Source organism: Amaricoccus sp. (genome assembly GCF_036846665.1).
In the GTDB taxonomy this organism is placed as follows: Bacteria; Pseudomonadota; Alphaproteobacteria; order Rhodobacterales; family Rhodobacteraceae; genus Amaricoccus.
Genome location: NZ_DAIUBO010000093.1, coordinates 1 through 14,095, shown reverse-complemented (window position 1 = coordinate 14,095; position 14,095 = coordinate 1). Strand labels below are relative to the sequence as shown.

Annotated in this window: 11 protein-coding genes, 1 tRNA gene and 1 pseudogene; 10 read left to right on the top strand and 3 right to left on the bottom strand. The window is 70.0% G+C overall.

Translation table 11 applies throughout. The features are described from left to right. On the top strand, positions 1-509 hold a 509-nt coding region (gene nadE / locus V7050_RS10765), incomplete at its 5' end, for an NAD(+) synthase (protein WP_324370510.1). 188 nt (positions 510-697) lie between these two features. Next, a complete protein-coding gene (locus tag V7050_RS10760; RefSeq protein WP_324370512.1) occupies positions 698-3,163 on the top strand; it encodes a heavy metal translocating P-type ATPase in 2,466 nt (821 codons plus the stop codon). Positions 3,164-3,577: 414 nt separating this feature from the next. Here V7050_RS10760 and V7050_RS10755 read toward each other — a convergent pair. Next, positions 3,578-3,653: transfer RNA gene (locus V7050_RS10755), tRNA-Ala, on the bottom strand. Between the two features lie 78 nt (positions 3,654-3,731). Then, the gene (locus V7050_RS10750; protein WP_324368603.1) at positions 3,732-4,055 is read right to left on the bottom strand and encodes a TIGR02300 family protein; all 324 of its coding nucleotides are present in this window, start codon (positions 4,053-4,055) and stop codon (positions 3,732-3,734) included. A 182-nt stretch (positions 4,056-4,237) separates the two neighbouring features. Here V7050_RS10750 and V7050_RS10745 point away from each other — a divergent pair, with 182 nt between their 5' ends. From V7050_RS10745 to V7050_RS10735, 3 genes are read left to right on the top strand one after another with little or no spacing between them, the layout of a single operon-like run. Further along, complete coding sequence (locus V7050_RS10745; RefSeq protein ID WP_324368601.1) at positions 4,238-5,491, top strand: polyhydroxyalkanoate depolymerase; 1,254 nt, start codon at positions 4,238-4,240, stop codon at positions 5,489-5,491. Continuing rightward, positions 5,488-6,207: a M48 family metallopeptidase gene (locus V7050_RS10740; RefSeq protein ID WP_324368599.1), complete on the top strand. Its 720-nt coding sequence runs from the start codon at positions 5,488-5,490 to the stop codon at positions 6,205-6,207. The genes V7050_RS10745 and V7050_RS10740 overlap by 4 nt, the downstream gene beginning before the upstream one ends. 32 nt (positions 6,208-6,239) lie before the next feature. Continuing rightward, complete coding sequence (locus tag V7050_RS10735; RefSeq protein WP_324368597.1) at positions 6,240-6,890, top strand: GntR family transcriptional regulator; 651 nt, start codon at positions 6,240-6,242, stop codon at positions 6,888-6,890. Positions 6,891-7,084: 194 nt separating this feature from the next. Here the strand turns inward: V7050_RS10735 and V7050_RS10730 are convergent, their stop codons facing one another. After that, complete coding sequence (locus tag V7050_RS10730; protein WP_324368595.1) at positions 7,085-9,127, bottom strand: ASKHA domain-containing protein; 2,043 nt, start codon at positions 9,125-9,127, stop codon at positions 7,085-7,087. Positions 9,128-9,435: 308 nt separating this feature from the next. Here V7050_RS10730 and V7050_RS10725 point away from each other — a divergent pair, with 308 nt between their 5' ends. The 5 genes and pseudogenes from V7050_RS10725 to V7050_RS10705 all read left to right on the top strand — a co-directional run bounded on the left by V7050_RS10725 (position 9,436) and on the right by V7050_RS10705 (position 13,933). Further along, positions 9,436-10,851, top strand: a complete 1,416-nt coding sequence (locus V7050_RS10725; RefSeq protein WP_324368593.1) for an FAD-binding oxidoreductase — start codon at positions 9,436-9,438, stop codon at positions 10,849-10,851. Positions 10,852-10,931: 80 nt separating this feature from the next. After that, positions 10,932-11,195, top strand: a pseudogene (locus V7050_RS21040) (2-oxoacid:acceptor oxidoreductase family protein); the annotation flags it as partial. Between the two features lie 100 nt (positions 11,196-11,295). Next, entirely contained in the window at positions 11,296-11,877 is a 582-nt protein-coding gene (locus V7050_RS10715) for a thiamine pyrophosphate-dependent enzyme (protein ID WP_324368589.1), read from the top strand. After that, on the top strand, positions 11,874-13,514 hold the full coding sequence (locus tag V7050_RS10710; protein ID WP_324368587.1) for an NAD(P)-binding protein: 1,641 nt from the start codon (positions 11,874-11,876) through the stop codon (positions 13,512-13,514). The genes V7050_RS10715 and V7050_RS10710 overlap by 4 nt, the downstream gene beginning before the upstream one ends. A gap of 29 nt (positions 13,515-13,543) precedes the next feature. Next, the gene (locus tag V7050_RS10705) at positions 13,544-13,933 is read left to right on the top strand and encodes a DUF302 domain-containing protein (protein ID WP_324368585.1); all 390 of its coding nucleotides are present in this window, start codon (positions 13,544-13,546) and stop codon (positions 13,931-13,933) included. The last annotated feature ends 162 nt before the right edge of the window (positions 13,934-14,095 follow it).

Genomic DNA, 14,095 nt, shown 5'->3' with positions numbered 1-14,095 from the left:
TGGCGCTGTCGAACAAGTTCGGCGAGATGCTGCTGACCACCGGCAACAAGTCCGAAGTGGCGGTCGGCTATGCCACGATCTACGGCGACATGGCCGGCGGCTACAATCCGGTGAAGGATCTCTACAAGACCCGCGTCTTCGAGAGCTGCCGCTGGCGCAACGCCAACCACCGGCCCTGGATGAAGGGGCCCGCGGGCGAGGTCATCCCGCCCCGGGTCATCGACAAGCCCCCCACGGCCGAGCTGCGCGCCAACCAGAAGGACGAGGACAGCCTGCCGCCCTATCCGGTGCTCGACGCCATCCTCGAGCGGCTGATCGAGGGCGACGCCTCGGTCGCGGCGATCGTCGCCGAGGGCTTCGACCGCGAGACGGTGAAGAAGGTGGAGCGCCTGCTCTACCTCTCGGAATACAAGCGCTTCCAGTCGGCGCCCGGCACCCGCCTGACCCGCCACGCCTTCTGGCTCGACCGCCGCTATCCGATCGTCAACCGCTGGCGCGACCCGACCTGACACCGACGGCCCTTCCGCCCGACCGCCGCCGCAGCCGGAGACCTCCGGATCGTGAACAGGCCGCGCCCGGCGCGGCCCGCCCGGAGCTCGGCCTGACCGGGGCGCGTCGCCGGATGCATTCCCCCGGCCCTTGACCTCCGGGCGAAGGCAGGGGCGCATGTCCCAATGCAAGAATCGGGGAGCCCGCCATGAACCCGCCCCATAGGGCGCCCGAGGACCGGCTTCTCCGCGACCCGGTCTGCGGCATGACCGTCGAGGCGGAGGCCGGCAAGCCCAGCCACGAGCACGAGGGCCGCCGCTTCCATTTCTGCTCCGAGGGCTGCCGCAGCCGGTTCGCGGCGGCGCCCGAGGACTACATCTCCGCGACCGACCCGGTCTGCGGCATGACGGTCGACCGCGCCACGGCGCGGCACATGGCCCGCCACGAGGGCACGCGGCAGTATTTCTGCTCCGCCCGCTGCGCGGAGAAGTTCGCGGCGGAGCCGGAGCGCTATCTCGGGGACCGCCCGGCGCCGGCGCCGATGCCCGAGGGAACGATCTACACCTGCCCGATGCATCCCGAGATCGAGCAGGTCGGCCCGGGCGATTGCCCGATCTGCGGCATGGCGCTGGAGCCCAAGGGCGTGCCGACGGGCGAGGCGGGGCCGAACCCCGAGCTCGTCGACTTCCGCCGCCGCTTCGCGGTCGGCGCGGCGCTGACCCTGCCGCTCGTGGCGATCGCCATGGGGCCGATGCTGGGCCTCTCCCTTGAGGCGCTGATCGGTCCTGGCACCGCGCGCCGGCTGGAGCTCCTGCTCGCCACGCCGGTCGTGCTCTGGTCGGGATGGCCGCTGCTCGCCCGGGGCTGGAAATCCTTCCGCAGCTTGAACCTCAACATGTTCAGCCTGATCGGCATGGGCGTCGCGGCCGCCTATCTCTTCAGCCTGGTCGCGGTGCTCGCGCCCGGCATCTTCCCCGAGCGGTTCCGCGACCATTCCGGCCAGGTGGGCGTCTATTTCGAGGCGAGCGCGGTCATCGTCGTGCTGGTGCTCTTGGGCCAGATCCTCGAGCTCGGCGCGCGCGAGCGCACCGGATCGGCGATCCGCGCGCTCCTGGACCTCGCGGCGAAGACCGCGCGGGTGATCCGCGCCGACGGCACGGAGGCCGAGATCCCGCTCGAGGAGGTGCATGTGGGCGACCGGCTGCGCGTGCGCCCGGGCGAGAAGGTCCCCGTGGACGGGGTGGTGGCGGAGGGGCATTCCTCGGTCGACGAATCCATGCTCACCGGCGAGCCCCTCCCGGTGGAGAAGGTCGCGGGCGATCCGGTGACGGGGGCGACGATCAACGGCAGGGGCAGCCTGGTCATCGAGGCGCAGCGCGTCGGCAAGGACACGATGCTGGCGCAGATCGTCGAGATGGTGGCGGCCGCGCAGCGCTCGCGCGCCCCGATCCAGCGCCTCGCCGATGCGGTGGCGGGATGGTTCGTGCCGGCGGTCATCGCCGCGGCGCTGCTCGCCTTCGTCGGCTGGGCGATCTGGGGGCCGCCGCCGGCGCTCGCCTATGCGCTGGTCTCGGCGATCGCGGTCTTGATCATCGCCTGTCCCTGCGCGCTGGGCCTCGCCACGCCCATGTCGATCATGACCGCCACCGGAAGGGGCGCGCAGGCCGGCGTGCTGATCCGCGACGCCGAGGCGCTGGAAACCTTCGCGACGGTCGACACGCTGATCCTCGACAAGACCGGCACCCTGACCGAGGGCAGGCCCAGGCTCGTCGCGGTGCTGCCGGAGCCGGGGCGGAGCGAGGCGGAGGTCCTGCGCCTCGCCGCCAGCCTCGAGCGCGGCTCCGAACACCCGCTGGCCGAGGCGATCGTCCGCGGCGCGGAAGAACGCGGCATCGCGCTCGCCGGGGCCGAGGATTTCGAGGCGGTGACCGGCAAGGGGGTCACCGGCAGCGTCGAGGGCCGGCCGGTCGCGCTCGGCAATGCCCGGATGCTGGCCGATCTCGGCCTCGACGGCGCGGCCCGCTCCGCGGAGGCGGACCGCCGCCGGGATGCGGGCGAGACCGTGATGTTCGTGGTTCTCGAAGGCCGCGTCGCCGGCATGCTCGCGGTGGCCGATCCGGTGAAGGCGACCACGCCGGCCGCGCTCGAGGCCCTGCATGCGCTGGGATTCCGCATCGTCATGGCGACCGGCGACAACGAGCGCACGGCGCGCGCGGTGGCCGGCCGGCTCGGCATCGACGAGATCCGCGCGGAGGTGCTGCCCGAGGACAAGGCGCGCATCATCCGCGACCTCCAGGCCCAGGGCGCCCGGGTCGCCATGGCCGGCGACGGGGTGAACGACGCCCCCGCACTCGCCCAGGCCGATGTGGGCATCGCCATGGGCACCGGCGCGGACGTCGCGATCGAGAGTGCGGGCCTCACGCTGGTCAAGGGCGACCTCAAGGGCATCGTTCGCGCGCGAAGGTTGGCGCTCGCGACCATGCGCAACATCCGCCAGAACCTCTTCTTCGCCTTCGTCTACAACGCCGCCGGCGTGCCGCTCGCGGCGGGGCTGCTCTATCCGGTCTTCGGCCTGCTGATCTCGCCGATGTTCGCGGCCGCGGCCATGAGCCTCTCCTCGGTCTCGGTGATCGGCAACGCCCTGCGGCTGAGGAACGTGGATCTCGACGCCTAGGCCGGCGCTCCACACGCTCGTTCTCCGTCCCGCCCGCGGCCGGGGATCCCCAGCCCGATCGACCCGTGGCGATCGGGCCGCGCCGGCCCTGCTGGGGGCCGGCGCGCTTTGCGCACCGTCCAGGGCCGACACATCCTTGCCAAGCCGAGACGCCAGAAGCCGTCCCCGCCGAAAGGGCCGGTCGAATGGTCTCGCCAAAGGACAGGCTGGAGGAGCCTATCGAACCGGCGCTTGCGCTCCTTTTGGCAATCCTTTGGAATCTCGATGAAAATGAAAGCGCAGCCTTCGAGCGGACCGTGCTGGGGCGGGCTTTCGCACAGCCTCAGCGGCACTTGCGGGAATCGGGCCGACGAACCGCAGAAACCGCCTTTCCCTTCAGGGCATTGGCGGGCATCTTCACATCAATAGGCGAGATGGTGGAGCCAAGGGGGATCGAACCCCTGACCTCTTGCATGCCATGCAAGCGCTCTCCCAGCTGAGCTATGGCCCCATGCCGCAGGTGCGACCGCGGCTCGTCTTTAGGGGTCCGCCCCGGCCAGATCAAGCGCAATCTGCGGTGCCGCCGGCATCAGGATTCGTCGTCCTCCGACGCGACATCGGCGATCTCGTCGAGATCGACGCTGTCGTCGTCGTCCTCGAGGATCTCGTCGTCGAGATCGTCGTCCGTGCCGAGGCTGTCGTCGTCGGCCTCGACCTCGGGAAGATCGTCCGTATCCTCCGGCTCGGGCTTGGCCTTCTCGGGCCGCAGGGCCTTGGTCTTCACCGCCGTCAGGCTCTCGATGGTGAAGGCCGCGCCGCAGCTCGGACAGGTCATCGGGTCGTTCTGGAGATCGTAGAATCGCGTGGAGCAGGTCGGGCAAACACGCTTTACGCCCCATTCGTCTTTGGGCATCGGAGATCCTTGCTGAGGGTGAGTCGAATCCTGCGAGCCGTTGCCACGCTCGGTAACCTTTGTCAAAGGCTTTGCTGTTAGGGATAATGTCACACTCTAGCCTAAATCGATTGAAACCGGCTTGATGCAGCGCAAAAAGACGTTAGGATTTCGCAGCTGCAAATAGCCGTCGGGGTTTCGGAATGCTCTACCACGCCTACGAAATGACCCATGCCGCGATTACGCCGATGCGGGCCGCGGCGCGAATGGGTCAGGAGGTGATGCGAAATCCGCTGAACCCCATGTCGGAGACCTACGGGTCAAGGGCGATGTCGGCGGCGCTGGAGATGTTCATCAACGCGACCCGGCGCTACGGCAAGCCGGAATTCGGCATCGACACCACTCTGGTCGACGGCGTAAAGACGCCGGTCGTCGAGGAGGTCGTCTGGTCAAAGCCCTTCTGCAAGGTCCTGCATTTCCGCCGCGATTCGGCGGCGGCCGAGGCGCGCAACGACCCCAGGGTCCTGATGGTCGCGCCGATGTCGGGGCATTACGCGACGCTGCTGCGCGGCACGGTCGAGGCGATGCTGCCGGAGCACGAGGTCTATATCACCGACTGGATCGACGCCCGCGACGTGCCCCTGACCCAGGGCGAGTTCGACCTCGACGACTACACCGACTATCTCATCGAACTGACCGAGTTCCTGAGCCGGGGCGGCGAGCGAATCTCGGTCATGGCGGTCTGCCAGCCGGGCGTGCCGGCGATGGTGGCGGCGAGCCTGATGTCGATGGACGGCAATCCGCTCCGCCCGGCGTCGATGGTGCTGATGGGATCGCCCATCGACACCGCGCGCAATCCCAAGCAGCCCAACGAACTCGCCAAGAACCGGCCGCTGAGCTGGTTCGAGAACAATGTGGTGGTGCGTGTTCCCTGGCCCAACCGCGGCTTCATGCGCCGGGTCTATCCGGGCTTCCTTCAGCTTTCGAGCTTCCTCGCGATGAACATCGACCGCCATCTCGATGCGCATGTGAGCCAGTTCCAGAACCTGGTGCGCGGCGACGGCGACAGCAGCGACCAGCACCGGAGCTTCTACGACGAATACCTCGCCGTCATGGACCTCGCGGCGGAATTCTATCTTCAGACCATCGAGCGCGTCTTCCAGAAGCGGCTGCTGGCGATCGGCGAATACCGCTATCGCGATCGGCCGATCGATCCGGCCGCGATGGTGGACATCGGGCTGATGACCATCGAGGGCGAGAAGGACGACATCACCGGGCTCGGCCAGACCGAGGCCGCGCACGACCTCGCCACCGGATTGCCCGAGACCGCGCGCAAGCGCTACGTGGCGGAGGGCGTCGGGCATTACGGCGTCTTCAACGGCTCGCGGTGGCGCAAGCTGATCCAGCCCGAGGTCCGCGACTTCATCCGCGCGCAGCGCCGAACCGTCACTGCGTGAAGCCCATTTCCGTGGCGGAGGCGCTCACCGTCGGCTCGCCGCCCATCGAGGTGCGGATCCGGCGCAACCAGCGCGCGCGGCGGCTGGTGCTGCGGGTCGGATGCGCGCGGTCGGGGCCGACCCTCACGCTGCCTCCCGGCGTCTCGACCGCGGCGGCCCGCATCTTCCTGGACGATCACGAAGCCTGGCTCCGGTCGCATCTCGGCCGGTCGCGCCAGAGCGTTCCGGTGCGCGACGGCACAATGCTGCCCTTCGGCGACGGCGAGATCCGGGTCGCGGCGGCGCCGGACGGGCGGCCGCGGCTGGAGGGCGATCGGCTGGTGATCCCCGGCCGTCCCGCCGACCTGCCGGTCCGGACCGGCGCCTTCCTGCGCGAAGCGGCGCGGGCGGCCTGCGTCGCGGCGGTGGCCCGGCATGCCTCGGCGCTCGGGCGCAGGGCCGGCCGGATCAGCCTGCGCGATCCCCGCGCCCGCTGGGGCTCCTGCACCAGCGCCGGGGATCTGATGTTCTCCTGGCGGCTCGTGCTCGCCCCCGCCGCGGTGCTCGACTACGTGGTGGCGCATGAGGTGGCGCATCTGGAGGAGATGAACCATTCGCCGCGCTTCTGGGCCCGGGTCCGCGCGCTCTGCCCCGACTACGGCCGGCAGCGCGTCTGGCTGCGCCAGCACGGGCCCGGCCTGCACGCCTTCGACTTCTCGGGCGCCGCGCCGGATTGACCGCAGCGGTTCGGGCCGGCACAGATCCCGCGATGATCGAGCGCGAACGGCCGACGGAGACGAACCTTCCCGCCCACGAGCGGCTCTACCGCACGCTCCGGACGCGGATCATGCATGGCGCGACCCCGCCGGGCGCGGCACTGACGCTGCGCGGGCTGGCCGCGGAATTCGGCGTCAGCATGACGCCGGCCCGCGAGGCGGTGCGGCGGCTGGTGGCGGAGGGGGCCCTGAAGCTCTCCGCCTCGGGGCGGGTCTCCACGCCCGAGCTCACCGGCGAGCGGATCGAGGAACTGGCGGCGCTGCGGGCCCTGCTCGAGCCGGAACTGGCCGCCCGCGCCCTGCCCCGGGCGCATTCCGCGCTGATCGAGCGCATGGCAACGATCAACGGCGGCATCGAGGAGATGATCGTGAAGGGCGATGCCGCGGGCTATCTGCGCGGCAATCTCGAATTCCACCGCACGCTCTACCTGCGCGCCCAGGCGCCCGCGATGCTGGGGCTGATCGAGACGGTCTGGCTCCAGGCCGGGCCGACCATGCGGCTGCTCTACGAAGGCCGGCGGGAGCGTCAGGCGGGCGAGAACCACCGCAAGATCATCGCGGCCCTGGCCGCCGGCGACGAGCCCGGCCTGCGGCTCGCGGTGCGGATGGACGTGACCCAGGGCCTGCGCATGCTGGTGAGCTGAGAGGCGCGCCCGACAAGCTCCGCCACCACGCCAGCCGGGGCTTCCACCGGGCGGGCGGGTCGCGATCCGGGCCATCGACCTTGGTTGCGTTTCGGTAAACGCGAAAGCATTTCCTGAGTGATTCCAGTATGATAGCCTGATGTGCGCGCGCGCACATCCTCGCGCGGCGGGATGCGGCCCCTGCCGAAACCCCTCTAGGACGCGCGCCGGCGGCGCCCCCGGTCGCCCCGGTCGCCGCCGGCGTTGAACGCGACCGCGGGCAGGGCGACGACCGAAGCGAGGCGGGGGAAGGGATCGCTTGCATGCGGGATCGCATTGGCGGCGACGAAATGCTCCTGGAAGCGCGGCTCGATCGCGGTCTCGACCTTGTGGATCAGCGTCACCAGCGTCTCCACCTCGCGCCGCGCGGCGGAATTCAAGAGCGCGATGCGCGCGCCGGTGCCCGCGGCATTGCCGGCGGAAGTGACCTTCGCGAGGTCGCAATCGGGGATCATGCCGAGCACCATCGCGTGCTTGGGCGAGATATGCGCGCCGAAGGCGCCGGCGAGCACCACGCGGTCGACGCTCTCGACGCCGAGCTGGTCCATCAGCAGGCGCGCGCCGGCATAGAGCGCGGATTTCGCGAGCTGGATCGCCCGCACGTCTCCCTGGGTCACCAGGATGCGCGGGCCGCCCTCGGCACTGCCGTCGTAGAGGAGATAGGCATGGGTGCGGCCCTCGGGCACGCAGCGGGACGTGCCGGTCTGCTCGGCCGAGCCGATCAGCCCGCCGGAATCCACGAGGCCCGCCATGCGCATCTCGGCGATCACCTCGATGATGCCCGAGCCGCAGATGCCCGAGATGCCGGTCGCCCGCGTCGCCTCGGTGAAGCCCGGCGCGTCGGACCAGAGGTCGCAGCCGATCACCCGGAAGCGCGGCACCTTGCTGACGGGGTCGATCTCGACCCGCTCGATGGCGCCCGGCGCCGCGCGCTGGCCGGAGGAGATCTGCGCGCCCTCGAAGGCGGGGCCGGTGGGCGAGGAGCAGGCGAGCACCTTTTCCTTGTTGCCGAGCAGGATCTCGGCATTGGTGCCGACGTCGACCACGAGCATCAGCTCGTCGGACTGGTTCGGCGCCTCCGAGAGCGCCACTGCGGCGGCATCGGCGCCCACATGCCCCGCGATGCAGGGCAGGATGTAGATCCGCGCGTCGGGATGCATGCGCATGTCGATCTCGCTCGCCCAGAGCGTCTGGGCGGAGGCGGTGGCGAGCGCGAAGGGCGCCTGGCCGAGCTCCACCGGGTCGATTCCGAGCAGCAGGTGGTGCATGACCGGATTGCAGACGATCACCGCCTCGAAGATCAGCTCGGGCGCGATGCGCGCCTCGGCGGCGCTCTGCTCGACCAGCGCGTTCATCGCGCCCCGCACCGCGCGGGTCATCTCGGCGGCGCCGTTCGGGTTCAGCATCGCATAGCTGACCCGGGACATCAGGTCTTCGCCGAAGCGGATCTGGGGGTTCATCAGCCCGGTGGAGGCCAGCACCTCGCCGGTGACGAGGTCGCAGAGATGGCCCGCGATCGTGGTCGATCCGAGGTCGATGGCGAGACCGTAGATCGAGCCTTCGTAGAACCCCGGCCAGACATGCAGGATGCGCGCCTCGCCGAGCCCGTCGCCGTGATAGACCGCACAGGTCACCGACCACGCGCCCTTCCTGAGCGCCGGCTGCAGCATCTGCAGCGTGCGCAGGTCGCCCTTGACATGCGCGAGGCCCCATTGCTCGGAGAGCGCGCGCTCCAGGCGCTCCAGATCGCCCGAGGGCTCGTGCATGTCCGGCTCGGCCACCTCGACGTAATAGAGCCGCGTCGCGGGATCCATGACGATCTGGCGGGCCTCGGCGCGCTTGCGCACCACCTGCTTGTGGACCTGGCTCTCGGGGGGCACGTCGATGACCACGTTCCCGGCGATGCAGGCCTGGCAGCCGAGGCGGCGCCCCTCGATCAGGCCGCGCTTGGACCTGTAGCGCTCCTCGACGGCGTTCCAGGGCGTGAGCGCGCCCTCGGTGACCGTCAGCCCATGCTTGGGGAAATCGCCATAGGCGGGCGTGATCTGGCATTTCGAGCAGATGCCGCGGCCGCCGCAGACCGAATCGAGATCGACGCCGAGCTGGCGCGCGGCGGTCAGGACCGGGGTGCCGGCGGGGAAGCGCCCCCGCTTGCCGGAGGGGGTGAAGATCACGAGCGGGTCGTCGGGAGCGGTCACGGGAATTGAGCCTCGCAGGCGGATCGGAACTCGAGTCTAGCCATTCCTCCGCCGCGGCAAGAGCCGGAGGCGGCGGAAGCTCGTCCGTCTGCGGCATTCCGTGTGAAGTCAAGCCCCTCCGCGCCCCAATCGCGGGTTTCCTGCGCCGGCATGGCGCCCCTGCGCCGCGGCGCGATTCCGCGCCATGTGCCATGGACCGCGCTGCGGGTGTATCCTGACCCGGTGTTCGGGCCGACTCGCCCGGCGGGCGCGTGCGGGACCCGAAACGGGAGCCGGGGACGGCTGCCACTTCGTCGGGAGGGAAGCACATGAACGCCAGGACACTGGACGGCCGCGAGATCGATCTGGACGAGCACATGGTCGGCGGGCTGCGGATGCGGCTCCGGGGCCCGGTTCTCCTGCCCGGCGATGCCGGTTTCGAGGAAGCGCGCTCGCTCTGGAACGGCATGATTGAGCGGCGACCGGCGCTCGTGGCGCGCTGCCTCGGAACCGCCGACGTGATCGAGGCCGTCCGGTTCGCGCGCGAGCATGACCTGCTGCTCTGCATCAAGGCGGGCGGGCACAACATCGCCGGGCTCGCCGCCGCCGATGGCGCGCTGATGATAGACCTGTCGCCGATGCGGGGCGTCTGGGTCGAGCCCGGGCGAAAGATCGCGCATGCCCAGGCCGGCTGCCTGCTCGGCGACCTCGATCGTGAGACCCAGCTACACGGTCTGGCGACGGTCCTGGGCTTCATCTCGCTGACCGGCTGCGCGGGGCTGACGCTGGGCGGCGGCTTCGGTTACCTGACGCGCCGCTTCGGCTGGACCTGCGACAATGTCCTGGGCATGGACGTGGTGACCGCCGAGGGCAAGCTGGTGCGGGCGAGCCGTGACGACAACGCCGATCTCTTCTGGGGACTGCGCGGCGGCGGCGGCAATTTCGGCCTCGTCACCGGCATCGACTACGCGCTCCACCCCGTCGGGCCGGAGATCGTCGGCGGCGCGGTCGCCTGGCCGGCGAGCGCGGCCGAGGATGTGCTGGAGCTCTACCGGAGCCTCGCCGAAGCGGCCCCGCGCGAGCTCACGCTGGTCGCGCTCATGCGCCCGGCACCGCCGGCGCCCTGGCTGCCGCCGGAGATGCACGGCAAGCCCATCGTCGTCATTCTGGCCTGCCATTCCGGCGATCCGGCGGAGGGCGAGCGGCTGGTGGCGCCGATCAAGGCCTTCGGGACGCCGGTCGGCGACGTGCTGGTGCGCCGCCCCTACGCCCAGCTGCAAACCATGCTCGATGCCACCCAGCCCAAGGGCAAGCGCTACTACTGGAAGAGCGAATACCTCGCCGGTGTCGAGCCCGCGCTCTGCGACGAGCTGATCGCCCATGCCGGACGGATCCGCTCGCCCCATGCGGCGATCGCGCTCTTCCAGCTCGGCGGCGCGCTCAATGAGCTCGACGAGGACCATTCCCCCGCCGGCAACCGGCAGGCGCGCTACGTCTTCAACGTCACCGGCGCCTGGGACCGGCCGGAGGAGGATGCGGCGAACATCGAATGGGCGCGGGCCGCCTGGACCGGGATGAAGCGCTTCTCCACCGGCGGCACCTATCTCAACTTCCTGACCGCGGACGAAGGCGACGAGCGCACCGCCGCCGCGCTGGGCAGTGCGCTGCCCCGGCCCGCCGGGATCAAGCGCGCCTGGGATCCGCAGAACGTGTTCCGGACCAACCGCAACCTCCTGCCCGGCTAGGCCGCCCGCGCCGCGCCAACACCCGCCAGGCTTGATCCAGGTCATGGCAGGCCCTGCCCGGAGCCGCAAATTGGGGGCGAGTGGAGGTTGCCCCCTTGTTCGAGATTCGTTTGCATGGCCGCGGCGGCCAGGGCGTGGTGACTGCCGCCGAGCTTCTCTCCGTGGCGGCCTTCGACGAGGGCAAGCACGCCCAGGCCTTTCCGAGCTTCGGCTCGGAGCGCATGGGCGCGCCGGTCGCCGCCTTCTGCCGCATCTCCGACGGCGAGATCCGGCTGCGCGAGCCGATCATGGAGCCCGACGCCCTGATCGTGCAGGATCCGACGCTCCTGCATTCCATCGACGTCTTCTCGGGGCTGAAGCCCGGCGGCTACCTGCTGATCAATTCCACCCGCGGCTTCCGCGAGCTCGGGATTGCCGATCTCGCCGACGCGTTTCCCCCCGGCCATGTTCGAGCGCAACGACGACGTGCTCTACATCTGCTACGACAACGAGGCCTATATGAACACCGGGGTGCAGCGCTCCTCGGCGACCCCGCCCGCGGCGCGCACCGCCACGACGCCCGCCGTCGGGCCGCATCCCGGCAACGTCTTCGGCACCGGCAAGAATCTGCCTCGCATCGCGATGGCCCACAACATTCCCTATGTCGCCACCGCCAGCGTCGCCGACCTGCACGACCTCGAGGCCAAGGTCGCGAAGGCCATGTCGATCCGCGGCGCGCGCTACCTCCATGTCATGGTGCCCTGTCCGCTCGGCTGGGGATCGGCCTCGGAACTGACCATCCACATCGCCCGGCTCGCGGTGGAGAGCGGCCTCTTCCCGCTCTTCGAGGCCGAGCACGGCGAGGTCGTGGCGGTGAAGACGATCCGCCGCAAGGTGCCGGTCGAGGAATATCTGCGGCCCCAGAAGCGCTTCGCGCATCTCTTCCGCAAGGGCGCGGAGGATCGCGAGCGCATCGACGCGATCCAGCGCATGGCCGATGCCAATATCGCCCGCTACGGGCTGCTTCCCGCGGAGGAAAGGCCATGAAGGACGCGCCCCTGCCCTTCGCCATCACCCTCGACCCCGGATCGAGCCTCCAGAACCACACCGGCTCGTGGCGCACGGAGAGGCCGGTCTATGTCGACCGGCTGCCGCCCTGCAACAATGCCTGCCCTGCGGGCGAGAACATCCAGAAATGGCTCTTCGAGGCCGAGGGCGGCGACTACGCCGCCGCCTGGCAGGTCCTGATGGAGGACAACCCCCTGCCTTCGGTCATGGGGCGGGTCTGCTATCATTCCTGCGAGACCGCCTGCAACCGGGCGCAGCTCGACGAGGCGGTGAGCATCCATGCCGTCGAGCGCTTCCTCGGCGACTACGCGATCCGCGAGGGCCTGGTACCCGCCTTCGAGGCGGAGCCGTCCGGCAAGCGGGTGCTGGTGGTCGGCGCGGGCCCCAGCGGGCTCTCCGCCGCCTATCACCTCACCCGCCTCGGCCATTCCGTCACCATCCGCGAGGCCGGGCCGATGGCGGGCGGCATGATGCGCTTCGGCATCCCGAAATACCGCCTCCCCCGCGATGTGCTCGACGCCGAGATCGCCCGGATCGTCGCCATGGGCGTCACGCTCGAACTCGACAACAAGGTCGAGGACATCGAGGCGGCCTTCGCGAAGGACGGCTTCGACGCGATCTTCGTCGCGGTCGGCGCCCATCTCGCCAGGCGCACCGAGATCCCCGCCCATGCCGCCGGGCGCATCCTCGACGCAGTCTCCTTCCTGCGCGACATGGAGCTCGGCGCCGAGCCGCCGCAACTCGGTCGTCGGGTCATCGTCTACGGCGGCGGCAATACCGCGATGGATGTGGCGCGCACCGCCCGGCGGCTCGGCGCCGAGGAGGCGATGATCGTCTATCGCCGCACCCGCGAGCAGATGCCGGCCCACGACTTCGAGGCCCGCGAGGCCGAGGACGAGGGCGTGATGATCCACTGGCTGCGCACGATCAAGGCGATCGACGAGACCACCTTCACGGTGGAGAAGATGCGCATCGACGAGGAGGGCCGGCCGCAGCCGACCGGGGAATTCGAGACGCTGGAGGCCGACACGCTGGTCCTCGCGCTGGGGCAGGACGTCGACACGAGCTTCCTCGAACGGGTGCCCGGCGTGACCATCGCGAAGGACGGCGTGGTCGCCGTCGACGGGCAGATGATGACCGGCCGCGCCGGGCTCTTCGCGGGGGGCGACATGGTCCCCTCCGAGCGCACCGTCACCGTCGGCGTCGGCCATGGCAAGAAGGCGGCGCGCAACATCGACGCCTGGCTGCGCGGCGACCGCTACGAGAAGCCGCCGAAGCCCGAGCTCGCCAGCTTCCGGAACCTCAACACCTGGTATTACGACGACGCGCCGCCGCGGATGCAGGGGCAGCTGGATCTGCTGCGCCGCCAGACCGGCTTCGAGGAGGTCGAGAAGGGGCTGACCGAGGCGAACGCGCTTTTCGAGGCGCGCCGCTGCCTCTCCTGCGGCAATTGCTTCGAATGCGACAATTGCTACGGGGTCTGCCCGGACAATGCGGTGATCAAGCTCGGGCCGGGCAGGCGCTTCCGCATCGATCTCGACTATTGCAAGGGCTGCGGCATCTGCGCGGCCGAATGCCCCTGCGGCGCCATCAAGATGGTTCCGGAAATGCCGTAGCGGCCTGACGAGGCAAGGAGTGCCGGGATATGGGTTACACGATCAACCGCAGGATCGAGGGCGCCGCCTTCGAGGACGTCGTCGCGCGGATCCGCGCCGCCCTGGCCGAGCGGGGCTTCGGGGTGCTCACCGAGATCGACGTGCAGGCGACGATGAAGGCCAAGCTCGGCGCCGAGATGGACCGCTATCTGATCCTCGGCGCCTGCAATCCGAGGATGGCCTTCCGCGCGCTCGGGGCGGAGCCGCGGATCGGCGCGATGCTGCCCTGCAACGTCATCCTGCGCGGCCTTCCGGACGGGGCGGTGGAGGTGAGCGCGGTCGATCCGGTCGCCTCGATGGCGGCGGTCGAGAACGCGGATCTCGCCGTGGTCGCGGGACAGGTCCGGGAGATGCTGCGGGAGGCCGTCGAAGGGGCCTAGGATCGGCGCGATCCGGCAGCGCGGAAGAGACCGGAGAGCCGTCCCCATGGGGACACTGCTCAATACACTGATTTCATTCAATAAAAGTGTTAACGCCCTGCGGGGACCACACTGCACGACACTAGGTCTGGCTGAGGGCGGCGTGATCGATTCTACGGGGCG

Bases quoted from the DNA above. Each gene is read 5' to 3' on its own strand.
- V7050_RS10760 (WP_324370512.1), top strand. From the start codon at position 698: ATGAACCCGCCCCATAGGGCGCCCGAGGACCGGCTTCTCCGCGACCCG.
- V7050_RS10750 (WP_324368603.1), bottom strand. From the start codon at position 4,055: ATGCCCAAAGACGAATGGGGCGTAAAGCGTGTTTGCCCGACCTGCTCC.
- V7050_RS10745 (WP_324368601.1), top strand. From the start codon at position 4,238: ATGCTCTACCACGCCTACGAAATGACCCATGCCGCGATTACGCCGATG.
- V7050_RS10735 (WP_324368597.1), top strand. From the start codon at position 6,240: ATGATCGAGCGCGAACGGCCGACGGAGACGAACCTTCCCGCCCACGAG.
- V7050_RS10725 (WP_324368593.1), top strand. From the start codon at position 9,436: ATGAACGCCAGGACACTGGACGGCCGCGAGATCGATCTGGACGAGCAC.
- V7050_RS10715 (WP_324368589.1), top strand. From the start codon at position 11,296: ATGTTCGAGCGCAACGACGACGTGCTCTACATCTGCTACGACAACGAG.
- V7050_RS10710 (WP_324368587.1), top strand. From the start codon at position 11,874: ATGAAGGACGCGCCCCTGCCCTTCGCCATCACCCTCGACCCCGGATCG.
- V7050_RS10705 (WP_324368585.1), top strand. From the start codon at position 13,544: ATGGGTTACACGATCAACCGCAGGATCGAGGGCGCCGCCTTCGAGGAC.